Origin of the sequence: Labrys sp. LIt4, from assembly GCF_017813775.1 — a bacterium.
Classification (GTDB): domain Bacteria; phylum Pseudomonadota; class Alphaproteobacteria; order Rhizobiales; family Labraceae; genus Labrys; species Labrys okinawensis_A.
The window spans coordinates 138,780-163,851 of record NZ_JAGIPY010000007.1; the positions used below are offsets into that span (position 1 = coordinate 138,780).

22 protein-coding genes are annotated in these 25,072 nt (G+C 63.1%); 12 read left to right on the plus strand and 10 right to left on the minus strand.

The window, feature by feature from the left end; genetic code table 11:
• Positions 1-9: 9 nt before the first annotated feature.
• Together J8I29_RS15185 and J8I29_RS15190 are read right to left on the minus strand one after the other, a co-directional pair.
• On the minus strand, positions 10-1,197 hold the full coding sequence (locus tag J8I29_RS15185) for a branched-chain amino acid ABC transporter permease (protein WP_209432297.1): 1,188 nt from the start codon (positions 1,195-1,197) through the stop codon (positions 10-12).
• 3 nt (positions 1,198-1,200) lie between these two features.
• A complete protein-coding gene (locus J8I29_RS15190; RefSeq protein ID WP_209432298.1) occupies positions 1,201-2,118 on the minus strand; it encodes a branched-chain amino acid ABC transporter permease in 918 nt (305 codons plus the stop codon).
• Positions 2,119-2,371: 253 nt separating this feature from the next.
• Here J8I29_RS15190 and J8I29_RS15195 point away from each other — a divergent pair, with 253 nt between their 5' ends.
• The 8 genes from J8I29_RS15195 (at position 2,372) to J8I29_RS15230 (ending at position 9,934) form a co-directional block, all read left to right on the plus strand.
• Positions 2,372-3,505: a branched-chain amino acid ABC transporter substrate-binding protein gene (locus tag J8I29_RS15195; protein WP_209432299.1), complete on the plus strand. Its 1,134-nt coding sequence runs from the start codon at positions 2,372-2,374 to the stop codon at positions 3,503-3,505.
• A gap of 315 nt (positions 3,506-3,820) precedes the next feature.
• Positions 3,821-5,275, plus strand: coding sequence for a 4-hydroxyphenylacetate 3-hydroxylase family protein (locus tag J8I29_RS15200; RefSeq protein ID WP_105863797.1), 1,455 nt, complete (start codon positions 3,821-3,823; stop codon positions 5,273-5,275).
• Positions 5,276-5,297: 22 nt separating this feature from the next.
• Positions 5,298-5,717 carry a RidA family protein gene (locus tag J8I29_RS15205; protein WP_209432300.1) on the plus strand — a complete coding sequence of 140 codons (420 nt, stop codon included), beginning with the start codon at positions 5,298-5,300 and terminating at the stop codon, positions 5,715-5,717.
• Positions 5,718-5,727: 10 nt separating this feature from the next.
• A complete protein-coding gene (locus J8I29_RS15210) occupies positions 5,728-6,405 on the plus strand; it encodes a DUF1028 domain-containing protein (protein ID WP_209432301.1) in 678 nt (225 codons plus the stop codon).
• A 60-nt stretch (positions 6,406-6,465) separates the two neighbouring features.
• Entirely contained in the window at positions 6,466-7,635 is a 1,170-nt protein-coding gene (gene argE / locus J8I29_RS15215) for an acetylornithine deacetylase (protein ID WP_209432302.1), read from the plus strand.
• 136 nt (positions 7,636-7,771) lie between these two features.
• A complete protein-coding gene (locus J8I29_RS15220) occupies positions 7,772-8,731 on the plus strand; it encodes a LysR family transcriptional regulator (RefSeq protein WP_209432303.1) in 960 nt (319 codons plus the stop codon).
• A gap of 47 nt (positions 8,732-8,778) precedes the next feature.
• Positions 8,779-9,504, plus strand: a complete 726-nt coding sequence (locus J8I29_RS15225; protein ID WP_105863801.1) for a glutathione S-transferase family protein — start codon at positions 8,779-8,781, stop codon at positions 9,502-9,504.
• Positions 9,497-9,934 carry a thioesterase family protein gene (locus J8I29_RS15230; RefSeq protein ID WP_105863802.1) on the plus strand — a complete coding sequence of 146 codons (438 nt, stop codon included), beginning with the start codon at positions 9,497-9,499 and terminating at the stop codon, positions 9,932-9,934. The genes J8I29_RS15225 and J8I29_RS15230 overlap by 8 nt, the downstream gene beginning before the upstream one ends.
• Positions 9,935-9,958: 24 nt before the next feature.
• Here the strand turns inward: J8I29_RS15230 and J8I29_RS15235 are convergent, their stop codons facing one another.
• The 5 genes from J8I29_RS15235 to J8I29_RS15255 form a co-directional block, all read right to left on the minus strand.
• A complete protein-coding gene (locus J8I29_RS15235; protein WP_348536024.1) occupies positions 9,959-11,068 on the minus strand; it encodes an RHE_PE00001 family protein in 1,110 nt (369 codons plus the stop codon).
• Positions 11,069-11,424: 356 nt separating this feature from the next.
• A complete protein-coding gene (gene repC / locus J8I29_RS15240) occupies positions 11,425-12,645 on the minus strand; it encodes a plasmid replication protein RepC (RefSeq protein ID WP_209432305.1) in 1,221 nt (406 codons plus the stop codon).
• Positions 12,646-12,799: 154 nt separating this feature from the next.
• On the minus strand, positions 12,800-13,792 hold the full coding sequence (gene repB / locus J8I29_RS15245) for a plasmid partitioning protein RepB (RefSeq protein WP_209432306.1): 993 nt from the start codon (positions 13,790-13,792) through the stop codon (positions 12,800-12,802).
• Between the two features lie 79 nt (positions 13,793-13,871).
• Positions 13,872-15,083, minus strand: coding sequence for a plasmid partitioning protein RepA (repA, locus tag J8I29_RS15250; protein WP_209432307.1), 1,212 nt, complete (start codon positions 15,081-15,083; stop codon positions 13,872-13,874).
• 883 nt (positions 15,084-15,966) lie between these two features.
• The gene (locus tag J8I29_RS15255) at positions 15,967-16,776 is read right to left on the minus strand and encodes an alpha/beta hydrolase (protein ID WP_209432308.1); all 810 of its coding nucleotides are present in this window, start codon (positions 16,774-16,776) and stop codon (positions 15,967-15,969) included.
• Between the two features lie 82 nt (positions 16,777-16,858).
• Between J8I29_RS15255 and J8I29_RS15260 the strand changes: the two genes are divergently transcribed.
• Entirely contained in the window at positions 16,859-17,467 is a 609-nt protein-coding gene (locus J8I29_RS15260; protein ID WP_209432309.1) for a CGNR zinc finger domain-containing protein, read from the plus strand.
• A gap of 173 nt (positions 17,468-17,640) precedes the next feature.
• Here the strand turns inward: J8I29_RS15260 and J8I29_RS15265 are convergent, their stop codons facing one another.
• The 3 genes from J8I29_RS15265 to J8I29_RS15275 all read right to left on the minus strand — a co-directional run bounded on the left by J8I29_RS15265 (position 17,641) and on the right by J8I29_RS15275 (position 20,837).
• The gene (locus J8I29_RS15265) at positions 17,641-18,999 is read right to left on the minus strand and encodes a porin (RefSeq protein WP_105863808.1); all 1,359 of its coding nucleotides are present in this window, start codon (positions 18,997-18,999) and stop codon (positions 17,641-17,643) included.
• Positions 19,000-19,606: 607 nt separating this feature from the next.
• On the minus strand, positions 19,607-19,870 hold the full coding sequence (locus tag J8I29_RS15270) for a hypothetical protein (RefSeq protein WP_209432310.1): 264 nt from the start codon (positions 19,868-19,870) through the stop codon (positions 19,607-19,609).
• Positions 19,871-20,003: 133 nt separating this feature from the next.
• The gene (locus J8I29_RS15275; RefSeq protein WP_209432311.1) at positions 20,004-20,837 is read right to left on the minus strand and encodes a response regulator transcription factor; all 834 of its coding nucleotides are present in this window, start codon (positions 20,835-20,837) and stop codon (positions 20,004-20,006) included.
• Positions 20,838-21,571: 734 nt separating this feature from the next.
• On the opposite strand from J8I29_RS15275, the gene J8I29_RS15280 reads away from it, so the two are divergent.
• From J8I29_RS15280 to J8I29_RS15290, 3 genes are all read left to right on the plus strand, one after another.
• The gene (locus tag J8I29_RS15280; RefSeq protein ID WP_209432312.1) at positions 21,572-22,762 is read left to right on the plus strand and encodes an aminotransferase class V-fold PLP-dependent enzyme; all 1,191 of its coding nucleotides are present in this window, start codon (positions 21,572-21,574) and stop codon (positions 22,760-22,762) included.
• A gap of 141 nt (positions 22,763-22,903) precedes the next feature.
• Positions 22,904-23,869: a CoA ester lyase gene (locus J8I29_RS15285; RefSeq protein WP_209432313.1), complete on the plus strand. Its 966-nt coding sequence runs from the start codon at positions 22,904-22,906 to the stop codon at positions 23,867-23,869.
• A gap of 13 nt (positions 23,870-23,882) precedes the next feature.
• A complete protein-coding gene (locus tag J8I29_RS15290; RefSeq protein WP_105863813.1) occupies positions 23,883-25,067 on the plus strand; it encodes a malate--CoA ligase subunit beta in 1,185 nt (394 codons plus the stop codon).
• Positions 25,068-25,072 lie beyond the last annotated feature (5 nt).

Below are 25,072 nucleotides of genomic sequence, written 5' to 3' on the forward strand. Positions count from 1 at the left end.
CCTGCTCCCTCATGGCTGGCCCCTATAGTTGCGCGGGCGCTGCGGGAAGAGCCCCTGAGGCCGCAGGATCAGGAAGGCGATCACGATGATGCTGACGAAGAGCAGGCGGTAGTCGGAGAACACCCGGAGCTTTTCCGGCAGCAGCGTCAGCAGGAAGGCCCCGATGATGACGCCGAGCGTGTTGTCCATGCCGCCCACGATCACCATGGTCATGATGGTGACCGACACCACGAAGGTGAAATTGTCGGGCGAGATGTAGCTGACATAGAAGGCGTAGATGGTGCCGGCGAAGGCGGCGAGGAAGGCATCCACGCCGAAGGCCAGGATCTTGTACCAGACCACGTTGATGCCCTGGCAGCGTGCCGCCAGTGCATCGGCCCTCAGCGCATTCCAGGCCAGGCCCACCCGGCTGTGGTGCAGGCGTCCGGCCGAGAGGATGGCAAGGCCGACCAGCGCCGCCGAAAGATAGTAGAAATTGGCCTGGCTCGGCAGCTTGTAGCCGAAGACGTAGAGCGGTTTGATGAAGGAATGCCCGAAGAAGGTCGGTGCGGGAATGCCGACCAGGCCGTTGGGCCCGCCCGTCCAGGACAGGTTGTTGAGCAATTGCTGGATGACGATGCCGAAGGCGATCGTCACCAGGGCAAGATAGCTCTCCTTGGTGCGCATGGACGGAAAACCGAGCGCGAAGCCGAACAGGGTCGCCACCACCGCCGAGATCGGCAGGGTCAGCCAGAAGGAAATGCCGAAATTGATCGCCAGCAGCGCCGAGGTATAGGCGCCGATGCCATAGGAGGCGCCCGTCGCGAAATTGGGAATATTGGCGCTGCCGAGCTGGAAATTGAGGGCGAGCGCCAGCACCGAATAGAGCTGGGCCACGATGAGCAGATGCAGCGCATAGCTGCTGCCCTGCATGAAGAAGGGAAACGCCAGGACGATGGCGATACCCAGGATGATGGCAACGCCGCGGTGCTGGCGGAAGGCGGCGACGATCAGCTCCTCGAGCTGGGGGCGGAGCTGCAGGGCGGCAAAGCCCGCCCCGAGCAGGGCCAGCAACGCGACGATGATCAGGGTCCGTTCGGCCAGGAGCAGGGTGCCGAGCAGCACCGCTCCGACGAGCTCGACGCCGAGCACGGTGGCGAGGGCGCCGAGCGAGGCTCCGGCCCGCGCCTGCGACAGATTATGCGTGGTGGCGGCCATGGCTCACACCTTCTCGAAGACAGGCTTGCCGAGCAGGCCCGAGGGTTTGAAGACCAGGACGCAGATCACCAGCACGAAGATGCAGACCAGGCGATAGGAGGCACCGTCCGCCAACAAAGCCTGGGCCAGCATCTCGATGCCGGCGATCAGGAGGCTGCCGAGGATGGCCCCCTGCATCGAACCGAGGCCCCCGATCACGGCGGCCGAAAAGCCGATCAGGCCGAGCTGGATGCCGAAATCGAAGCGCACCACGCCGGCATGGCTGGCATAGAACAGGCCGCCGATGGCACCGACCGCCGAGGCGAGCAGGAAGGTGGCGGCGAACATCCGGCTGGGATTGATCGCCATCAGCCGCGCCGTGTTGCGGTCTTCGGCGACGGCCCGGATGCGCATGCCGAGCGGCGTATGCCGCATCAGGGCAAACAGGGCTGCCACCATCGCGATGCACAGGACGATCACCGTTAGGCTGAAGCCCGGCACGATCAGGCCGAACAGGGAGACCTCGCCGGTCACCAGGGCCGGGAAGGGCTTGGGATTGCTGCCCTGCGGATAAAAGCTGCGGATCAGCTCGCGCACCACGGTGCCCAGCGCCACGGTGGCGACCAGGGCCATCATGGCCGGGGCATTGCGGAAGCGGCGGATCACCAGCCAGTCGAGCAGCACGCCGAGCAGGCCGACAAAGGCGATGGCGATGAGGCAGGCGATCACGACGGCCGGCACGGTATCGAAGCCCAGCACGCCGCCGGTCAGGATCTGGATCATCGCCAGGGCGACGAAGGGCGCCGTAACCGAGACGTCGCCATGCGAGAAATGGATGACATTGAGAACGCCGAATAGCAGGCTGAACCCCAACGCCACCAAGGCATAGATGCTGGCCAGCACCAGCCAGTTGAGCAGATATTGCGCGAGTAGCGCATCCATAGAATTCCCCTCCCGCCTCGTTTGCCGAGTGTCCGGTCTTCTTTTCTAGGCATAGGCGGGGCAGCGATGAAAGCCGGCGCTGCTTAGGCATTTCTGAGGCAGTGCTTCAAAAATTGCGACTTCTCGCCTCCACAAAAACTTCGCACCCTTGCTCTCGTCTTCGGACAAGCCGACCGGCCACGGGCTCCCAAACAAGAAGACAAGTCCAGACATCCTGCCGTGGTCCGGCGCACCATCGAGCAAGGGAATAGACATGACCATCTTCAACGCACGCCGGCGCCGCCTCCTCGGCAGTGTGCTGCTGGCGACCGCCATGGCCTCGCTGCCGACCCTGGCCTTCGCCAAGGACACCATCAAGCTCGGCTTCCTCGGCCCGCTCAGCGGCGGCAACGCCCCCCAGGGCCTGGGCGCCCGCAACGGCTTCCTGCTCGCGATCAAGCAGGCCAATGAGGGCAATTATCCCTATACGGTCGAAGGCGTGGCGCTCGATGACGCCTCCGACCCTCAGACCGGCGTCTCCGCGGCCATGAAGCTGGCTAATGATCCCGCCGTGGTGGCGGCGACCGGCCATTGGAACAGCCCCGTGGCGCTCGCCACCATTCCCGTCTTTCATCGCTTCGAGATGCCGATGATCGTCTGGGGCGCCATCGGCCCGAAGATCACCGAGCAGAACCTGCCCGAGATCACCCGCGTCACGCCGACCCTGGTAGCCGAGAACCAGCCTCTGGCCGGCTGGGCCTTCAAGACGCTGGGCGCCAAGAAGATCGCCATCGTCGCCGACACCTCGGACTACGGCGTCTCCAACGCCGACGTCTTCAAGAAATTCTTCGGCGAGGCCGGCGGCCAGACCTCCTCGACCGACCTGCTCCCCGTGGGCACCACCGATTTTCGCACCATCCTGACCCGCATCAAGGGCGAAGCGCCCGACGCGATCTATTTCGGCGGCGTCATCACCGAGGCCGGCATCCTGCGCAAGCAGATGGCTGAGCTCGGCCTGACCATGCCGATGATCGGCATCTCCGGCTTCTACGATCCGGAATTCATCTCGGTGGCGGGCAAGGCCGCCGAGGGCACCATGGTGAGCTATCCGGCCTCCCAGTCCAACCCGGCTCTGACCAAGATGGAGGCCGACTACAAGGCCCAGAACTATGCCGAGGCGCCCAGCCCCTACACCAAATATGCCTATGAGGCGACGCAGATCCTTTTGAAGGTGATCGCCGACAACGGCATCGAGGACAAGGCCAAGCTCGCCCAGGCCATCCGCTCGATCAAGCATGATGGCGTGCTGGGTACGACGACCTTCGACGATCACGGCCAGACCCAGATCCCGGTCGAGATCGAGATCAAGGTCGTCAAGGACGGTGCCTGGACCACCAAGACGAACTGACCGAATGACGACGAATAAGTGAATCACTCCGAGGCTGTCATCCCCGGCGAGCGCAGCGAGGGAAGGGGATCCAGGGCCAAAGATTGAGGCCTTAACTTCTGGATCCCCAGTCACAAGCAAAGCTTGTGACGATGCCTTCGCCCTCTCCCGCTTCGCTCAAGAGCGGCTCAGCCGGGGATGACAACAGCGCTTATTTGCCAACGGTTTGCGCCTTCAACCAGGCGCCCGAGATCTAGCGCACACACAAAGCGGGCCTCACCCGCCGCACAGCTCGCGACATGCCTTCATGTCGCTGAAAACTTCGAAGGAAAGACGATGCTCAGAACGGGGCAGCAATACAGGGATTCGATCCGGGACGGCCGGCGCATCTGGATCAATGGCGAGCGCGTCAAGGACGTCACCGTCCACCCCCAATTCAAGCCGCTGGTCGACATCCGCGCGCGCATCTACGACCTCGCCCATGAGGACGCCACCCGCGACATCCTCAGCTATGAGGAAAATGGCGAGCGCTATTCCGTCGGACTCAAGCTGCCCCACAGCCGGGACGACTGGCACGCCAAGCGCCTGGCCACCGACACCATCCTGGAGGATGTCGGCGGCGTCGTTACCCGCGTTGGCGACGAGACGGCCGGCGAGATGTGGTCGCTTTATGACGGGCAGGACATCCTCAACGAGGTCGACCCACGCTTCTCCGTCAACATCCGCAACCACATCCAGCGTGTCGTCGACCGCGATCCCTTCCATGTTTCGGCCAACACCGACCCGAAGGGCGATCGCTCCAAGCGGCCGCAGGACCAGGATCCCGACATGCTCTTGCACGTCGTCAAGGAGACCGATGCCGGCATCGTGGTGCGCGGGGCCAAATACGAGACCGCCGCGGCCTATGCCAACCAGGCCTTCACCAAGCCGACCATCGCCAATTGGGGCAATTCGGAACTGTCCGACTATGCCGTCGGCTTCGTGTGCGACTTCTCCTCGCCGAATCTGCGCTTCATCGCCCGCACCGGCTTTGCCGGCCGCGCCCCGGCCGAGGACTATCCGCTCGCCAATCGCTTCGACGAAGTCGACTGCCTGGTCATCTATGACGACGTGCTGATCCCCTGGGAGAACGTGCTGTTCTACCAGCACACCAAGGCCGCCGCCTTCATCCGTGCCACGCTGCACCGCTATTCGGCCTTCGCCTTCGTGCAGCGCAATCTCAAGCTCGCCGACATGCTGATCGGCGCGGCGCTATGGAATGTGCGCCAGACGGGCCTGGAAAACCAGCAGGCCGTGCAGGAGAAACTGGCGACGCTCGCCTGCTACCGCGAGGGCATCAATGCGCATCTGACCGCCTCGATCACCAATGCCGAGAAGAGCCCGGGCGGCCTCCTGATGCCCAACCAGTCCCTGCTGATGACGGGGCGCGTGCATGCCTGCTCACAGCTCCATCACATGATGCATATCGCCCGCGAACTCTGCGGCGGCCAGATCTGCGTCACGCCCGATGCCGCCAGCTTCGCCGACGAGGAAGCAGGCATCTGGCTGAAGAAATACTACACGCTCAACGAGAACTGGGACAGCAACGACCGGCGCAAGCTGCTCGCCTTCGCCCGCGACCTGCTCAACTCCGACTATGCCGGCCACCGGCTGACCTTCCAGCTCTTCGCCCAGTCGCCGCCCTTCGCCCATCTCGGCGCCGTCTACCGCAATTTCGACTGGAACGACGCCCTGCGCTTCACCAAGAAATCCGCCGGCCTGTCGGACCGCATCCTCACCGCCCAGCGCTAATTCGGCACCCGGAGTACCAATCATGATCCACAAGCGTCTTCGCCCCTTCAATACCAAGGACACCTATCCCGAGCAGAAACTCAACACCGATCTCAGCCAGGGCGTGGTCGCCCGCGGCACCATGGTGTTCCTGCGCGGCCAGGTCTCCCAGGACCTCGACACCCGCGAGAGCCTGCATGTCGGCGATGCCCGGGCCCAGGCCCGCAAGGCCCTGGAGAACATCAAGATGCTGCTGGAGGAAGCCGGCAGCGAAATGGCCCATATCTGCCGCATCGTGGTGTATCTGACCGATATCCGCTACCGCGAGGCGGTCTATCTGGAGATGGGCGAGTGGTTCAAGGGCGTCCATCCCTGCTCTACCGGCCTGGTGGTGCCGGCCCTGGCCCGGCCCGAATGGGTGGTCGAGATCGAGGTGACGGCCGTCATCCCAGACGCCGCCTGAGGACGCGCCGATGACCTTCTCGATCTCGGCGCGCTGCGCCCGGACCGGCATGTTCGGCATCGCCGTGTCCTCGTCCTCGCCCTGCGTGGCCGCCCGCTGCGCCCATGCGCGGGCCGGTGTCGGCGTCGTCGCCACGCAGAATATCACCGATCCCCGGCTCGGGCCGAAGGGCCTCGATCTGATGGCGGGGGGACTGTCGGCGCCGGAGGCCCTCGAACGGCTCAAGGCCGAGGCGCCGCATCTCGAATTCCGCCAGCTCGCCCTGGTCGACAGTGAAGGCCGCACCGCCTCCTTCTCGGGCAGCCGGACGCTCGGCACCCATCGGGTGGTCGAGGGTGCCGGCGTGGTCGCGGCCGGCAACCTCCTGTCGTCGCCGGAGGTCCCGGTCGCCATGGTCGCGGCCTTCGAGGCAGCGTCGGCGCAGTCGCTGGGCGATCGCCTGATCGGCGCCATGCGCGCCGCGGTGAAGGCCGGAGGCGAGGAAGGTCCCGTCCATTCCATCGGCATGCTGCTGGTGCGGGACGTCGCCTGGCCGGTCGCGGACCTCAGGGTCGACTGGAGCGAAAGCGATCCGATCGAGGACCTCGACCGGCTCTGGCAGCGCTGGAAGGGCGAGATGGAAGCCTATGTCTCGCGAGCCCTCGACCCGAGCAAGGCGCCGAGCTATGGCGTACCGGGCGATCTCTGATCGGTCATGACAATCGGGGCTCGGTCCAAAGGATCGGGCCCTTCATGTGGCGATGACAGCATGGCAGCCGAACCGACGACACTGGACATTCTCGAGCACCTGATCGGTTTTGCGACCATCAGCCGGCAATCGAACCGCGAGCTGATCGGCTATGTCACCAGCCTGCTCGACGGCGCCGGCATCGGCTGGGATCTGGCCGAGAGCCCGGATGGCACGCGCGCCAATCTGTTCGCGACCGTCGGGCCCGCCACGGATGGCGGCGTCGTGCTTTCCGGCCATACCGATGTCGTTCCGGTCGAGGGGCAGGCCTGGAGCACGAATCCGTTCAGTCTGCATGAACAGGATGGCCGCTATTATGGGCGCGGCACCACCGACATGAAGGGTTTCTTGGCATCGGCCCTGGCGACGGCCTTGCGGGCGGCAAGGCAGGAGCTGAAGACCCCGCTTCATCTCGCCTTGTCCTATGACGAGGAAATCGGCTGCGTCGGCGTGCGCAGCCTGATTGATCGGTTGGCAACCGGCAGTATCCGCCCTGCCTTGTGCATCGTCGGCGAGCCGACCGGCATGCGGATCGCCACCGGGCACAAGGGCAAGGTGGCGCTGCGGGCCTGCTGTACGGGCCGTGCCGGCCATTCCGCGCTGGCGCCGCTCGCGCTCAACGCTCTGCATCTGGGGGCGGATTTCCTCGGCAGGCTGCGCGAGCGCCAGCGCCTCCTCGCCGAAACCGGCCGGCGCGACGACCAATACGAGATCCCCTATACCACCCTCCATGCCGGGCGGATGAGCGGCGGCCAGGCCCTCAACATCGTGCCGGAATGCTGCGAGATCGAATTCGAAATCCGCAACATCGTCGGCGATGATCCCGAGGCCATCGTCGCCGGCCTGAAGGAGGATGCCGAGGCGATCGTCGCGCCTCTGCGTCCGGACTTTCCGGAGGCGGCCATCGCGATCGATGAGGTCAATGCCTATCCGGGCCTGGAAACGCCTGCCGATTCGCCGGTGGTGGCGCTGCTGCGCCTGATCACCGAAAGCCGGGACCCGACGTTCAAGGTGGCCTTCGGCACCGAGGGCGGCCTGTTTCAGGACAGGCTCGGCCTGGCGACGGCGGTCTGCGGTCCCGGCTTCATGGCGCAGGGCCACAAGCCCGACGAATATATCGGCGCCGGCCAGCTCGGACGTTGCGACGCCATGCTTGCCGCGCTGGTCGACCGCCTTGCCATCGGGCTCTGACGGCTTCCCGCCGAGCGGCCAGTTGCCGCTTTGACGTACCGCATCGAACAGGGAATTTTGTCCGACGGTAACATCCGCCATCCAGGGCCGCAGCGTTGAACCCACAATCCGTGCCCGGCCGCGTGAGGAGCAACCCATGCGTTTTACCTTGCGACAATTGAGCTATTTCGTCGCCGCCGGCGAGACCGGCAGCGTCACCCGAGCGGCCGAGCTCGTGAACATCTCCCAGCCTTCGGTCTCAGCGGCGATCTCGCATCTGGAAACCGAGCTGGGCGTGCAGATTTTCGTGCGCCAGCACGCCCAGGGCCTGTCGCTGACCACGGCGGGCAAGCGCCTGCTGAGGGCTGCCAAGGAATCCCTGCGCGCCGCCTATGAACTCTATGATGTCGCCAATGCCGCTGGCTCCATCGTCTCGGGTCCGATCAATGTCGGCTCGTTCACGACCTTCTCCTCCGTGATCATGCCGGAGCTCTGGCGCGGTTTCGTCTCCAAATATCCTGACGCCCAGATGGTGGTGACCGAAGGCAGCGAAGCCGAACTCCTGGAAGGCCTGCGCTCGGCGCGGATCGACATCGCCCTGACCTATCAGCTCAATCTCACGCCGGACATGAGCTTCCAGCCGCTGGTGGAGATGCCGTCCTATGTGCTGCTGGCGGCGAGCCATCCTTTTGCCGCCAGATCGAGCGTCCGCCTGGAGGAACTGGCGGACGAACCCTTCATCCTGCTCGACCTGCCGCTCAGCCGCCAATATTTCCTGTCCATGTTCGAGCAGCGCAGCATCACGCCGCGAATCGTCGCCGAAACGGCCAGTCCCTCGACCCTGCGTTCCTATGTCGGTGCGGGCCTCGGCTTTTCCATGCTGACAGTGAGGCCGGTGAATATGATAGCGGAAAACGGCCGCCCCCTTGCCTATGTCGAACTCGAAGGCAATCTCTCCCCGATGGTGATGGGGCTGGCCTGCCTGAAGGACATACGACGCCCCCGCATCGTCGACGCCTTCGAGGCTCATTGCCGCGAGGTCATCACGATCGATCATATTCCGGGCATGCGGGGAACTGATTCAAGTCCCCGTCATGTTATAGCCGATGAGGTGTGATCGATTCTGATTCTCCACCCGGATGCCACTTGTGCATGGGAGGCGGCATGAACGAGCCAAGACTTATTCTTTACGAACTCGCCGGATCCGACCCGCAGCTTCGCTTCAGCCCGCATTGCTGGAAGATCCGGATGGCTCTGGCCCACAAGGGGCTTCAGGCCGACCGGAGGCCATGGCGTTTCACCGACAAGGAGGCCATCGCCTTCTCGGGCCAGGGACTGGTGCCCGTCCTCATCGACGGAGCCCACGTCGTTTCCGATTCCTGGCGCATCGCGCTTCACCTGGAAGAACGCTTTGCCGACCGCCCTCCCCTCTTCGGCGCGCCGCAAGCCGCAGCCGTGGCGCGTTTCGTCAACAGCTGGGCCGATACGACCCTGCTGCCCGCCATTGCCCGCCTGATCCTGCTCGACATCCACAATATCCTCGACGAGAAGGATCGGGACTATTTCCGCGCGACCCGCGAACAGCGCTATGGCAACACGTTGGAACAGGTCGTGCAGGACCAGCAGGTCCATCTCGACAGGCTGCGTCACACGCTCACGCCGCTGCGCCATCTGCTGGGCGGGCAGGCCTTCCTCGGGGGCCAGCAGCCCAATTACGCCGATTACTGCGTCTTCGGCATGTTCATGTGGGCCCGCTGTACCAGCAATGTCGCGCTCCTGGCGACCGACGATACCGTCCATGCCTGGCGCGAGCGCCTGCTCGACCTCTTCGACGGCCTTGCGCGCCAGGCTCCCCACCACAAGGCCGTTCCGGAGTTGCCCGATGCCTGACCTGCCCGTGCCGGCGGACTACGAATTCGTGACCACCGACAAGCTGCGCTATGGCGATACGGACCGGCAAGGCCATGTGAACAATGCGGTCTTTGCGACTTTCCTGGAGACCGGCCGGGTCGAGCTCCTCCACGATCTCGCCTCCCCCATCGCGGAGGCCGGCAGCTCCTTCGTGCTTGCGCGTGTCGTCATCGATTTTCGCGCCGAGGTGCTTTGGCCCGGAACGGTGGAGATCGGCACGAGGGTCAACGCCTTCGGCCGCAGTTCGATCACGCTCGATCAGGCCGTGTTCCAGAATGGGGCCTGTGTTGCGCAGGGACAGAGTGTCGTGGTGCTCGTCGACAACAGCACGCGCCGCTCCCGTGCCCTTTCCGAAAGGGCCGTCAAACGCCTGCAGGAGCTGAGCGCCCGCCGCCCTCAACCGGTGTAAGGACGGCCGACGTCACCTGTCCGCTCAGATGATCGCCCAGGCCCGGTAGCGGCCCCGCCCGGTAATCTCCCTCACCCCCAGTTCCGTTACGAGATCCTGTGCCGCCCGCGGTGTGATGTCGAGCCGCTTGGCGATGAGCTGAGCCGAGGCGAGAGGGGTCGTCAGCATCAGCTCGATCAAGGCCGGCAATTTGGAGGTGGAGCGGCGGCCGGCCAAATGGCGTTCGAGCTGGTGCCGAGCCAGGATCCAGCGGTCGTGATCTTTCAGGCCCTGTTCCGCGGCGGCCGCGATAGCCTGGATGAAGGCCAGCAGCCGGGGTCCGTCACCACGGGCAAATCGTGTCTCCCGCGGCAAAGCTCGCAGGCCCACGCATAGACAGGGCAGATGAAAGCGTGCCTTGTCGCGTGCCCGCAGGACGGCCGCTCCCAGTACGCGCCCAAGCCAGGCGGCATATTGAAGGGGCTCGATGGTTTCCCAGGCCAGGATCGCCGCCGCCGCAGCCAGCACCGGCGGCAAGCCGTCCAGACGCTTGACGTCTTCGCGCCATTCCTCGAGCCGTGCCTCCTCGTCCCAGTCGGCATCATAAATGTCCGGCTTGCGATTGGGCGAAGAGGCGACCTCTCCGGCCAGCACGGCGGATGAGCGCGAGACGACGGCATCGATTGCGGCGAGTTCGGCGGCCCAGGCTTGGTCGTCCTCCGTCTCATCGCGTTGGGCGGACGCCCTGTCCTTTCCGTGGTTTTTGAAGTCATCGGCTTCCCGGGAGATAGGAAGCGATCCGCTCTGCACGGGAGGTTCCCTGCCGAGCAGTCCCGCCAATCCGTCCTGGGAGAGAGCCCAATCCGGCGGAGCAGCGGCGATGCGTCGCCGCGCTCGCAGGACGGCATGGGCGCGGGTGAGCTCGTGGGTCGGTGTGCGTGCATCCATGGCTGCATCGTGGAGCACGAGATCCTCCAGATGAACCAGTTCGCCGTCGAGCCAGAGGCTGCCAGCGGCATCGTAGAAATGGGTGCGCGCGATCCAGCCTTCCCGGATCGGGCTCGTACGCAATCTCTCGTCGAGCCGCGCAAGTCCATCTTCCGCGGTAGCGAGTGGGACCGCGATTTCGCTCCAGGGCAGCTTTTCGAGCTCCAAACCGGCTATTTTCAAAGGCCTGATAACCCTAATGAAAAATCAAATAACGGAACCTAACATAGATTTAGCTTCCGCCACATCGAGAAGGGCACTTTTCGGCATCAGTCTCTCGCAAATGGGCTGCCAGTTCGAACCTTGCCGATATTTAACGCCGCACGACCTTGAACCGGAAGCTGTCTCTCGCCATATCCCTCTCGTCGGGAGCACGTCCCCATTCTTCCCCGGTGGGTCGATGGGTTCCCGGGGTTTCCTCCCAAGAGAAACTTCTTGGATGCCTATCCAAGCAGCGGCCGGTTTTCCGGCCGTTTTTTTTTGCAAAAGACATCATCATCGTTTCGTCCTGGCCATGGCGGCCGTCAGTTTCGTGAGAGTTGAGGCTCGCGGGCATGGATTTGCGCCATCAAAATGGGGCCGAGCGACAATTGCCCTGCCTCGGCCTTGCGGGTGAGGCTGCGCAGATAACCGCCGGCGGAATTGATGTTGGCGGCTCTCTGCACGATGCAGGCGACAGCCACGGCGGCCTGTGTTTCGCCCATCACGGTCTGCGCCTCCTCCCAGGCGCTCGGACTGATACGCAGGATGGAGCGGGCAAGGCTCGTGGCGCCGAGGAAATCACGCCAATTGCCGATGCCGTTGCGGGTATAATCGAGAATATCGGGGCAGGCCCGCAGGACCATCCCGAGCGTGTAGCTGCCCTGGATTAGAGCTGTTCGGCTTGCCGGTGCTGGTTTTGCCGCATGCTCAGCCTGGGTTACCGGTTCAGAATCAAGAAGGGATTCTGGATCTGATTTCTGTATGTGGCGCTCATTGCTGGACTCAATGGTGCTCAGTTTTGCGGTTTTGACCTGTAATTCCAATCGGTTGAGAATGTCGTCGGCGAGCGTCGAGAGCTGGTCCGCCAAGGTCTCGAGCTGTTCGAGGGTGCCGCGGCGTGGCATGGTTTCGATGAGATTGCGATAGAGGGTGTGCAGGTCGAGCCAGATCTGGCCTTCGTCGGGACTTTCGCCCATCAGTTCGCGTTGCGCGGCGGCAATCATCTTGGAAATGTCGCGCCGGCAGATGGTAATGCGCTCGCGGGCGAGTTTGAGCGAGCGGGCGGCCTCCTCGACTTCGGCGGCGAGACGCAGAAACTCGTCGGCGCGGGCAAGCAATGGTGCCAGATCGAACCCATAGGCGAGTTCGATGCCGCCGCCACGGCCGCGGCGGGCATAGCGCTTGCCGTTGGGGCTGTCGCGCCGGATGATCAGGCCCGCGTCGACAAGTACGGCCAGATGGCGCCGCAGCGTGGAGGCTGGCATGCCGTGGGCGCGGCGGCTGAGCTGCTCGTTGGACGGAAAGACGATGATGGCTTCGCCCGACAGCGTGGTCTCGGGATGGAAGGTCAGCAGCGCATTGAGTACGGCCAAGGCGCGCTCGGAAATACCGAGCCGCATCCGTGCCGTGCATAGAGCCTGATAGATCTCCCATTTCGGAAGCGCGCGCGTGGTTGGGCGCGTCTTGGCGATCGCCTGGCTTGCTATCTGGGCAAGCGTCAGCGTTCGCCGCCCAAAGGGCGACGTTGCATGATGAATTTGCACTCTCTTTCACCTTATCCAGGCAAAAGAAATCCGCTCGTCGAAATACGACGCCTGAAACGCTTGACAGTGATTCGCGGAAATGAGATTCTCTGTTTGCTTACGACAGAAAAGGCTTCCGCGCGGCGACGCTCGGGGGCTTTTTTCTTTTGCGGGGTTAATCTCCTGTTTGGTTGCGTTGTTTCGCTTCCCTGAAGGCTTCGTAAAGTGCCTCCAGGTTGGACGAAAGGTAGTGGCCGAATTCGCCCGCATCCTTCGATTTGAGCGACAGGCTGAAGGACTTTCCGGTGTTCCGGTAGCTGGCGGCCACGCGCTTGTCCTGCGCAGCCCAGTTGCCGGCCGATTGCGGCGCCGAGGCCGTTCGGACCGGCTTGCGCGCGCGCTGGAGATGCGTCAGCAACTGGTTGAAGCGGGCTGGCGTGTCGAGACGGCGAAAGTCTTCCGTGGCGAGAAGCTCCTCCGCCTGGCTGGCTGCGCCGGGCCGTAGAAGGAGTTTTTTGAGTTCCTCCCAGCGGTCGCGGCCAATCGTCTTGGCGGCACCGATCGCCTCGATGACCGAGGCGGGCACAATTTCGACGACCGACAGCATGCGCGACAGCAGCGTGTCATCGACCGTGAGGGCCGATTTGATCGTCTCTTTGCTCTGTCCCATCGCGAGCAGTTTGGCGGCAAACAGCGATTTCTCGATGAAGGACAGATCCGCCCTGCGGGTGTTTTCCTGGCCCTGCGCGATGATATGGGCGATTTCCTCGACATTCTTCACCACGGCACGCACCCGGATGCCGAGCTCACGGGCCGCGCGCGCCCGCCGATGACCGAAGACGATCATATAGCGCCCGTTACCTTCCGGATGAGGGCGGACGAGAATGGGCTGAAGCTGCCCGTCTTTCTCGATCCCCTGGCGGAACAGGGCAAATTCCTCCTCATCGTCCTCGATGCGGTCGGAGACGAAGGAGGCGTCGAGAAGCTCCGGATCGAGCGCGACAATGGTCTCGCCCTCGGTGAGGCGCTTGGCGCTCTCGGCCAATTCCTCGATCGACAGCATCATCGAGCGCGATGCACCACGCGTGGCATAGTCCGAGCGCGTTTCATGCATCGTCCGGTCCGCAGCGGGGCCAGTAATGCTCGCTAGAAGATTCTTGCGTGCCAAAGCGCCCTCCCCTGCTCTCGTTCAACATATTGAAAGAATGCGTTTTTTTGCCGATCTGCACGGCTGTCAAAAATCGGTCTCATCGCCGCCCCCACGCCTTGTGGACCAAACCGGTGATCTCCTCGTTCACGGCGTTGAGGGCCTCGATCGCACGGTCATAGGTCGATCGGATGAACTGGGAGCGATCGACTTCGTACAGGGTCTGGTTGGTGATGCCGGCGTCCGAAATCGCAGTGGATTTCAGCATCGGATTTTTGAGCATCTGGTGAGGGAACAGCGCCTGCATGAAGCCGACCATCTGGGTCTGGGGCCCGTCGATCGGTTCGAAGCGGGTAACCAGATATCGGAACCATTGCAGGCGCACTTCCGCCCCGGCCTTGCTGATCGAGCGCAGAACACCGCCCAGCATGAGCAGGAACTGGCTCATCGACATGACGTCGAGCATCTGGGGGTGAATGGTGATCAGGACCGAGGTCGACGCCGTCAGCGCGGTCAGGGTGAGATAGCCGAGCTGCGGGGGACAATCGATCACCACGACGTCATAACGATCCTCGACCTCCCTCAGCGCGTTGGTGATGCGCGTGAAGAACAGCCGCCCGTCCGGCGAAGCCCGGTTGGAGGCAGCCAGCGGCGTGTCGTACTCGTATTCCTGCAATTCCAGATTGGCCGGCACGATGTCGAGGCCGGGAAAATTGGTCGGCCGGATCACCTCACTGATCGGCTTCCTCTGGTCGTCATAGCGCAGGGCTTCATAGAGCGAGAGGTTCTTGTCGAGCTCGGGCTGGATGCCGTGCAATGCCGAAAGCGAGGCCTGTGGATCGAGATCGATGGCCAGCACCCGGTGGCCGGTGAGGGCGAGGTGCTGGGCAAGATGGGCGGCGGTCGTGGTCTTGCCGCTGCCGCCCTTGAAGTTCACCACCGAGAGAATCTGGAGCTTTTCGCCCGCGCGGCGATGCGGAACATATTTCTTGAAGTCCGCGCGGCCGTGCCGGTCGAGATATTGCCGAAGTTCCAGCATCTGCTCGGCCGTATAGCTGCGCCGCCCCGAACTGGAGGTCGTCGGGATCGGGCCCTTGCCTTCCAGATGGAGTTTCTTGACGTTGGATTGGGTGACGCCGAGGAAATAGGCGACTTCCGCCAGCGAGAAAGAGCGCAGGCTCTTCATCGCGTTCGGCGGATAATGTTCGACCCTGAGCATGTTGAGCTTGTCCGAGATCAATTCCCCCTGCTGGAGGATGGTCTCGTGAAAGCTGAATGCCTCCAGGTCCTGGTTGGAGATCGACATGTTCATCGACGACGATTCTCGGAATAACGCTTTTTCGCATGAAACAACATTTCAAGCGGGAATTATGCCCGATTCTCGCGGAGCGGCAATGAATTTTAGGTTAATGAAAGGTTAACGCCGAAATAGTGTCTCGAATCACTTTCAGGGCGGCCCGTTTCGATTCTATCTTTTTGTATTATCGCCCGTTTTTCGCGGTTTGCACGGCTGTCAAAACGGTAGCGAAAGCAGGGAAGAAAAATAAAAGATTTGCGTCGTTGTCTATTGACGGGAATCGAAGTCTGATTCCCGCAGATTCTATCCTCGCCGAGGCAGTATCTCGAAACCAGGGGATCGCGCAGTGCTTGCGGTGACCGAAGACGTTTCGGACACCGGCTGGCGATGGCGGGAAGGGTGATCCGGCCTCTCTCGCAGCCGGCGCGAATGACAAACCGACTGGGAGTGGTCGGCGGCGGTCACTATACCGGCAAGCGGTTCTTTCCAAGGCGCCAAGAGCGGCGCGGGCCGGCCGCTGCAACGCGACCCCTCGGGGCAGGGGAGAGACGGAGTGTCGACCTCCGGTCGACATCTTTCTTTCTCGCCGGCAAAGGCCTTTCTGCAGCATTGCCATCCGCAGTCGACACGCCAAATCCACCCCAAGGCGAATCGCTGCTGTCATGGTGGGATGTCTGCCGGCCCCACCAGGAGGGCCTAGGTCAAAGCGCCGGACTCGCATTCCGACCACCCGGGATTCTGGATGGGTGCGCAGGGGAGGGGACCGGCGGGTGAACGGAATGGCGTCGAGGACTGATGCCTCTCCTGACGGGGGCTCCTGCTGTCGTCAGGTGTTCCCGCAGGAGCGGCAGGCTTCGCCTGGTTGCGAACCCTGCACGATCACGAGGGCCCGCTCGGCTCAGGCAGGGTCGTCCAGGACGGCGGCGACGATGGCCTCCGGTGCGTCCTCCTGAACCAAGTGGCCAGCCCGGGGCACGCGGATGAGGGCGCCATCGGTGAGGCGGTCGGCGAGCTTGCGGCCCTGCGCGATGGGGATCCAGGCGTCGTCCTCTCCCCAGACGATGCGCGTGGGAAAGTCCGGGCGCCGATAGCGAGCCTCGACTTCCTCGATATAGCGCTGGCTCATCTGCGCGATCTGGCGATAGAAGGCCCTCTGGCCGATGTCGCCCAGCCAGGGATCCCGATAGATCGACAGCGCCTCTTCGCTGAGAGGCTGCGCGGCGGCGTTGCCGATATAGGCCGAGACGAGGGCGCGGTGGGCATAGGCTGGCAGTTCCGCAAAGGCGGCTTCATGATGGCCGACATGCCTGACAAAGGGAGATCCCTGCGGAGCGATCGCGACGGGATCGACCAGGGTCAGACGGGAAAAGGCGACATCGTCGAGGAAATGAGCCCGCAAGGCGGTCGCGCCGCCAAAATCATGAGCGAGGATTTGCGGTCGCTCGAGGCCCCATTCGCGCAGCATGGCCCCGAGAAGCCGGTTCTGCATGCCGAGCGAAACATCGCTGTCCGGCATGTCGGATTGGCCATAACCGAGCAGATCGTAGAAAAACACCCGCCGCCTGCGGGCAAGCCAGGGCGCGATGCGGCGCCAGACCTGTGACGAGAAGGGGGTGCCATGCACCAGCACCAGGGCAGGGCCGTCGCCCAGCACGCCCCATGCGATCCGGCTGCCTTCAAAGGTGAAACGGTTGGTGAGTTCCAACATGGCGCTTCTCCCGGGATAACCCCTTTATTGAAATTATAGGTTAGTCTGGATTTTTGAGCGTGCAACCTCTAAATTCAAATTAATGGTTATTTCCGAGTCTCTGAGCCGATTTGCCGAAGGGTGGAGCGAGGCCGATTATGTCGGTGGCCATCCCGTGCTTGATTTCGTCAACACCGTTGCGGACACCGGCAAGACCCGCCTGGACGACAAGATCGGCAGCTGGGATGCGATGCGCGGATGGGCTCGCGGTGCGGGCCTGCTGACGGGCCATGAGCTCGCTTCGTTTCTTCAGGATACTGCGCTCGACGATGATGGCGAGCTGGCGAGGCTGCACGGGTTCAGGGAACAGGTTTATGAGGCAATCCTCGGCCTTGCAGGCCAGGCCGATCGCGCTTCCCCAACCATGGCGGGCTTGGAGCGCTCGATCCGCGATGCCATGGGGCGGGGATCCTTTGCGGGGGAGGGAGGACGTTTTCGCTGGCGGCCGGATGCCCGCAGCCCTCGGCGCTGGCTGGACGCGCTCGCTTTGGCCTTGGAGGAGCTCCTGCGCAGCCAAGATGCCTCCCGTCTGAGGCAATGCAGCCGCTGCACCTGGTTCTTCATCGATCGCGGGCGGGGCGCGGGCCGGCGCTGGTGCGACATGCGCACCTGCGGCAATCGTGCCAAGGCCGAGGCTTTTCGGTGCCGCTAGACGCTACTGGTAGCCGGCTATTAATATCGTGTCATCAAGATAAGGAATGACATTCCGGCGCTTCCCATCGCCGGCCCGCGTCGTCATGATTCTGCGATTGCCCCGACGGATGAGCCAATTAAAAGGGCTCGGCGCAAGCCGAGCCCTCATGGTTTGATGCTGTACTGAGAGACTTAGAATACACGCCGTATGCGAATGCCGGCCTGCCAGATATTGGGCGTAGCCTTGGTGTTGGTGACCGTGGTGGTGGTTTCGCCGTCGGCCGTGGTGGTGCTGCTCGAACCCAGGTTGAAGTCTGCCCGGGTGTAAGCGACTTCGGCGCCGATGGTGAGGCCCTTCACGATCGTGTAGGTGAGGTTGGCGGCGACCGTGAATTCCTTGTCGAACGACTTCTTGCCGGCGAAGCCGAGCAGGTCATCGTAGCGAACGTCGATATAGCTGGCGACGAGGTTGGCGTTCAGGACGGGCGTGATATTGCCGCCGAGTTCGCCGACGACCGACCAGCCCTTGCCGGCGCGGAAGGTGCTGTTCGAGCCGAAATAATAGTCGCTGTAATTGTTGAAGATGCTGTTGCCGGCGCCGAGATAGTCGAGGGCGCCGTCAGCATATTGGCCTTCAACGATGAAATGTCCGCCGTCGATGAAGGGCAGTTTCAACAGGCCCGTGCCACCCACGGCCCAGCCATATTTCTGCTTGTGGGGGATGTAGTCGGGATCGGTGGCCAGGAGCGGAACGCCATTGGCGTCGACGGCCTCGGCCGAGCGGAACTGGTGGCCTGCAGCCTGGATGGCGACCGAGCCCCAGCTCTGATCCCAGCGCAGCTGGCCGACCACGTCAGGGACCTGCTGGCCGCCCTGTTTCACCGCGACGTCGGAACGATGATCGCGGCCGTCTTCCACCGACAGGGTGGCGCTCAAGCCACCGCCGAACTGGGCGGTATAAGCCAGCAGGTTGACGGTGTTGCTCTCGGCGTAATAGGGCGCCCAGATCGTGTCGCCATATTCATTGTCGTAGAAGCCGAAGAAGGAATGGGCATAACCCGCCGTCAGGCCGCCGAACTGGATGAAAGCCTTGTCGATGGTAAAGGTGTTGCCGTTATAGACGCCGCCGCGGCCCTGATGGCTGATCGGATGCGAGTCGGCATTGATCTGGAAGTAGGAGCGCAGCAGGCCCCAGTCGGTCTGGGTGCGGGCATCGAACCAGATGCGGGCCTGGGTGTTGAAGGCCGTGCGATCGTTGTTGCGGCTCCACTTGAAGTTCGAGCGCGTGACCGTCGGCGTTCCTCCGTTGACGGTCGTCTCGACGCGGCCGCTGCCGCTGCCGCCGAAGCCGCGATAATCGGCGCGGATTTCACCGCCGATCTTCAGGCAGGTATCGGTGCCGGGGATGTAGAAGAAGCCCGGACCGAAGGCCGAGCAGACCTTCACATATTCAACGGCCTCGCCCTTGGTCATGGGCAGATCGGCGGCCTGGGCGACGCCGACGACAGCGATGCCGGCAATGGTTCCTAGAAGCAGAGATTTGGTCGCCATGCGACTCCCCCTTTGAGGTTGTTACCGGGGGCGAGATTGCGACACTTCCCGAGTCATCGCAAAAAGAATCCGATCTATGTCTCAGGATATATGGTCTTTTTGGGCATCTGTGTAACCAAAAGGCCACAATTTCAATAGTTATCGTGAATGTAAGCAAAAATACGAGCTCAAAAATACAACCGATTATTCGGAATAATATTACTGGAATCGCGCTATAGTTGCATTGTAATCAAAGATAATTACACGTGATATCTATTCGACCGGCCGTCAATGCAACCTCGCGCTTGTGGTGCGAAGGCAGCTGATGCCCTATCATCACACTGGGTTCGCGAGACCCTGAGCAATTGGAGCCCGGCCAGGAATTGACCTCCCTGGTCGGGTTTCGCTTTGGGTCGGAGGCGCGATCGGTTCGCAGAGAGCGGTATGGCTCGAGGACTGGGCACGGGGACTGCGGAAACCGCGTGAAGCGAGCCGAGCGCCTCATGGCGCCATGGCGCATGCCAAGTGGCCCCGTTCATCCATGGGGCGAAGGGAGCGGATCGTGTCGGGCCGATTTTCTTGATGTCCGCCGCCACTCTTCCCTCGGCGGTGCCGCTGCTTTCTCGCGCTATCGCGGAGCAGGCGGCCATTGCCGCCCTATGGCCGCCAGCCCTGAGATCAGAGCGTCGAGGTTCTTGCCTCCGGCGGCGATTTTCTGGTTGGATTTGTAACAGGCATATTCGACCCGTTCGTCCTCGAAGATGTCGATCTCCAGCCGGTTTTCCTCCACCGTGACCGTCAGGGTGACGGAATCCGAACCCAGGCGATCCATCATGAACCAGAGGTGATGCCGCTCCAGTGTTCGCAGCAGGGCATAGAGCTTGTGGGGCATGGGCGGTTCCGGTCCGCACGGTGGCGGTCGATCGTGAGGGCTGGCTGCGCAAGCTGACGGAGTTTTCGATTGAGAAAACGCGTCAACAAAGAATTGGAGAGAAGTGCGATCCGGTGAAAGCGCGCACTTTGCTCTAGCCAGCTTGATGGACGGCCCCGGAGGCTTCCCGCGTCTCGCGCGACCGAGCGGGCAGAAGTTGCAGGGCGTTCGTTCTCGCCACGACTTCCGTGCGGCTGCGAGCTTTCAGCCTGCGCAGGATGTTGCGGATGTGCACTCTCACGGTGAACTCGCTCATCCCGAGTTCGCGGGCAATGTCCTTGTTAGAAGAGCCCTTGCGCAATTCGAGGACGATTTCGAGCTGCCTGGGCGTCAGCAGAGCCTGCAGGGGCTGCTTGTGCTCCCTGGGATCGGGCGTGTCGGTTTTCCCTGGGCCCGCCGCCAGCAGAGGCGTGAACAGTCCACCCCGGCGGACGAGGCGGGCCGCAAAGATGACGTTGTCGATCGTCGATTCCAAGGGGACGACACCCCTTGCGCCCTGCTTGAGAAGCGCGATCAGCATGGGCTGGGTGGTGATGTCGGCGAGCACGAGAATGCGGGCTGCAGGTGCTGCCTCGCATATCGCGCCTATGTCCCGGCCGATCGTTGCGATGCTGGGGGAATGGTCCGAAGCGATGAGCAGAACGTCGGTGGCACGAAAGGAAGCGGCCGCCCAAGCCTCGACATCCCTGAAGCCTTCCACCGCAAGCGCCGTCTCCGAGGCCATGAGGCAGCGCATCAAGGCCGTGCGGTGGAGGCCGCAGCCGCCGACCAGATCGATGGCGGCCGGAGGTATGTTGGTGCGCCTTCCAGCGCTGCCGCGTTCGGTGAGACCATAGGTGCTGAAGGTCCGTTCAGCCTGCAGGGCATGCAGGCAACGGCCTTCGTCCACGCGAATCCCGGTGAGGATTTCTGTCGGCGATAAAGTCATGCGGGCCTTGAAACCATTCTGGTGCTTCCTTCGGCAGATCGGTCCGAAAGTCGGGCTCGCCCCCAAGCCCTCTATCTCGATCGAGGATTGTTTCCTCTTTATCGTGCCATCAAATCTATATCGGCTTTTTTTACTGATTGTTTCTGCCGGTATTATACGTTGGTATTATAGCGCCGTGTGGAACCTGAGATTGCCTGCAGTCGCAGCCAACTGCGCCGTCTCCATCATGGCAGTTTTCAGATGGCCTCGGCACCAGAGACGAATTCAACTGGTTTGCTCGGCGCACTTGCCGACGGCTCTCTATGGCGGCAGAAGTATCGGTAACATAATGCCAACTGAAGATGAGACGAGGCCCGGCGGATATCTCGCGACACTTGTAATTCGCCGTGTTTCGACATCCGACGCTGGCCTTGTCGCTATCGATACAAGTCAGCGAAGCAGAGCGCGATGAACAGGAATGGCACCGCAGATCGGTTCGGCGATCTCTCGCAATGGCGATCGGGATATTTTCCGGGCGAGGCTTCGGGCGGCAAGCTCCTCTCTGGAGCAGAGCGGGTAGGGTCTCACCCATCCGATGGGGCGCAGCAGGCTCTTAAAGTGTAGGGGGCGTCCAACGCCCTCAGGCTCGTGAATCTATCCCGACAGGTGTTGTGGGCGGAAGGCCCCTCGACCGATCATCAGCCTCGAAAGCAACCGGCAGGCTCAGGACCCGCCGCACATTCGGGAGGATTTAGATGGCCGGCTTCACCCAGCTTTTCGTTCCAGGACCGACCAATGTTCCGGAGGTCGTCCGCCAGGTGATGAACATGCCGATGGAGGACATGCGCGCGCCTGACTATCCGACCTTCACGCGCGGCCTGTTCGCCGACCTGATGAAAGTGTTCCGCAACGAGACCGGCCGCGTCTTCATCTTCCCCTCTTCGGGCACGGGTGCCTGGGAATCGGCGATCACCAATACGCTCAGCCCCGGCGACCGCGTGCTGATGGCGCGCTTTGGCCAGTTTTCGCATCTGTGGGTCGACATGGCCGAACGCCTCGGCCTCGACGTCGACGTGGTCGATGTCGAATGGGGCACGGGCTGCCCGGTCGAGATCTATGCCGAACGGCTTCTCCAGGACAAGGAGCACCGCATCAAGGCCGTCTTCGTCACGCATAACGAAACGGCCACCGGCGTGACCAGCGATGTCGCCGGCGTGCGCGCCGCTCTCGACGCGGCCAGGCATCCGGCCCTGCTCTTCGCCGACGGCGTCTCCTCGATCGGCTCGATCGATTTCCGCCAGGAGGATTGGGGCGTCGATTGCGCCGTCTCCGGCTCGCAGAAGGGCTTCATGCTGCCGCCTGGCCTCGGCTTCCTGTCGGTCAGCCAGAAGGCTCTCGCAGCCGCCAAGGCGGCCGGGCACAAGCGCTGCTACTTCTCCTTCGAGGACCAGATCCGCGCCAACGACACCGGCTATTTTCCCTATACGCCGGCCGTACAGCTCCTGCGCGGGCTTCGGGTTGCCCTCGATCTCCTGTTTGAGGAAGGCCTCGAGGCTGTCTTCGAGCGTCATAACCGCCTGGCCACAGGCGTGCGCAAGGCGGTGGAGGCCTGGGGGCTGAAGCTCTGCGCCAAGGAGGCCAAATGGAACTCCGACACGGTCAGCGCGGTCCTGGTGCCGGAAGGCATCGATAGCGCCGAAATCGTGCGCCGGGCCCATTACGGCTACCAGACCTCCCTCGGTGTCGGTCTCAACAAGGTCGCCGGCAAAGTGTTTCGCATCGGCCATCTCGGCTGGGTCAACGATGTGATGATGTGCGGCGCGATCTCGGCGGCCGAAATGGCGCTGCGCGATTGCGGCGTGAAGATCCAGCCCGGCTCCGGCGTCGGCGCGGCCCTCGAGCATTACCGCCTGTCGGCCCAGCCGAGCCTGGCCAAGGCCGCCTGAGGCGCAACCTTACCCCCCATCGATGGGGAGGGGTTGTTCCTCGTGTCAGGGACTGAGTTCGTCCACCCCGCCCCCTTTTAGGTCGACCCTCTCCATCGAGGGGAGGGCAAAGAGGTCGCCGCCATCTCAAGGGACTCTAGAATGAGCCATACCATCCATCATCTGCGGAAACTGCGCCTGCAGCGCAGCGAACTCGCCGTACCGGGCTCCAATCCGGACATGATCAGCAAGGCCGCCGACGGCGCGGCCGACTATATCTTCCTGGATATCGAGGATGCCGTGGCGCCGCCCGACAAGGAGCGGGCTCGCAAGAACATCATCGAGGCCCTCAACCAGATCGACTGGCGTGCCCGCGGCAAGACCATTTCGGTACGCATCAACGGCCTCGACACGCACTACATGTACCGTGACGTCGTCGACGTGATGGAGCAGGCAGGCGACCGGCTCGACACCATCCTGGTGCCCAAGGTCGGCGTGCCCGCGGATCTCTATATGGTCGAGGCCATGGTCAACCAGATCGAGACCGCCAAGGGCTTCAAGACTCGCGTCGGCCTGGAGGGGCTGATCGAGACCGCGCTCGGCATGGCCAATGTCGAGGCGATCGCCGCCTATGGCGGCCGGCTCGAGGCGCTGCATTTCGGGGTCGCCGACTATGCGGCGAGCTGCAAGGCACGCACCGTCTCGATCGGTGGCCTCAACCCCGATTATCCCGGCGACCAATGGCATGCGGCCCTGTCGCGCATGACGGTGGCCTGCCGGGCCTATGGGCTGCGCGCCATCGACGGTCCCTTCGGCGATTTCTCGGATCCCGAGGCCTATATCGCGGCAGCCAGGCGTGCCGCCGCACTGGGCATCGAAGGCAAATGGGCGATCCACCCCACGCAGATCGCGCTCGCCAATGAGGTGTTCTCGCCGCCTGAAAAGGAAGTGAACCGCGCCCGCCGCATCATCGAGATGCTCCGGGAAGCCGAGGAGCAGGGCAAGGGTGCCGCAGCCCTCGACGGCAAGATGATCGATGCCGCGTCCGAACGCATGGCCCGCAACGTCCTGGTCATGCATGAGGCCATCCAACAGTCGACCCAGCCGCGCCCCGGCCTGCCCAACTGACGAGGTTACAGACATGGATATCCATGAATACCAGGCCAAGGAACTGCTCTCGCGCTATTCGGTGCAGATTCCGCGCGGCGGACTTGCCTACAGCCCCGAGCAGGCGACCTATCGCGCCAGCGAGATCGGCGGCGACAAATGGGTGGTCAAGGCCCAGATCCATTCGGGTGCCCGCGGCAAGGCCGGCGGCATCCGCATCTGCAAGTCCGACAGCGAGGTGTCGGAGGCGGCGGAGGCCATGCTCGGGCGCAAGCTGGTGACGCACCAGACCGGGCCCAAGGGCAAGCTGGTTTCGCGCCTCTATGTCGAGGAAACCGTCGACATCCGCCAGGAACTCTATCTCGGCATTGTGCTCGATCGCAAATCCGAGCGCGTGATGATCGTGGCGTCGGCCTCCGGCGGCATGGAGATCGAGGAAATCGCCGAAAAGCAGCCCGATTCCATCATTCGCGCCATCGTCGATCCCGGCGCGGGCATGCAGCAGTTCCAGGCCCGCGAGATCGCCTTCGGCCTGGGGCTCGAAAACAATCTGATCGGCAAGGCGGTCGACACGCTGCTCGGCTGCTACCGCGTCTTCCGCGACTACGACGCCTCGATGCTGGAAATCAACCCGCTGGTCGTCACCCGCGACGGCAACCTGATCGCCCTCGACGCCAAAATGTCCTTCGACGAGAATGCGCTGTTCCGCCGCGCCGAGATTTCGGAACTGCGCGACAAGTCGCAGGAAGACCCGCGCGAGACCTTCGCCTCCGATCGCGGTCTGTCCTATGTCGGGCTCGACGGCAATATCGGCTGCATCATCAACGGTGCGGGCCTGGCCATGGCAACGATGGACATGATCAAGATCGCCGGCGGTGAGCCGGCGAACTTTCTCGACATCGGCGGCGGTGCCTCGCCCGAGCGTGTCGCCAAGGCGTTCCGCGCCGTGCTCGCCGACAAGAATGTCGAGACCATCCTGGTCAACATCTTCGCCGGTATCAATCGCTGCGACTGGGTGGCCGAGGGCGTGGTCAAGGCGATGCGCGAGGTCGGCGTGAACGTGCCCCTGGTGGTGCGCCTGGCCGGCACCAATGTCGAAGAGGGGCGGCGTATCCTCGCCGAATCCGGCGAGAAGGTGATCGTAGCCGACACGCTGGCCGAAGCGGCCGAAAAATCGGTCGAGGCGATGCGCGCCTTTTCCAAATCCAAGAAGCATTGAGGGGG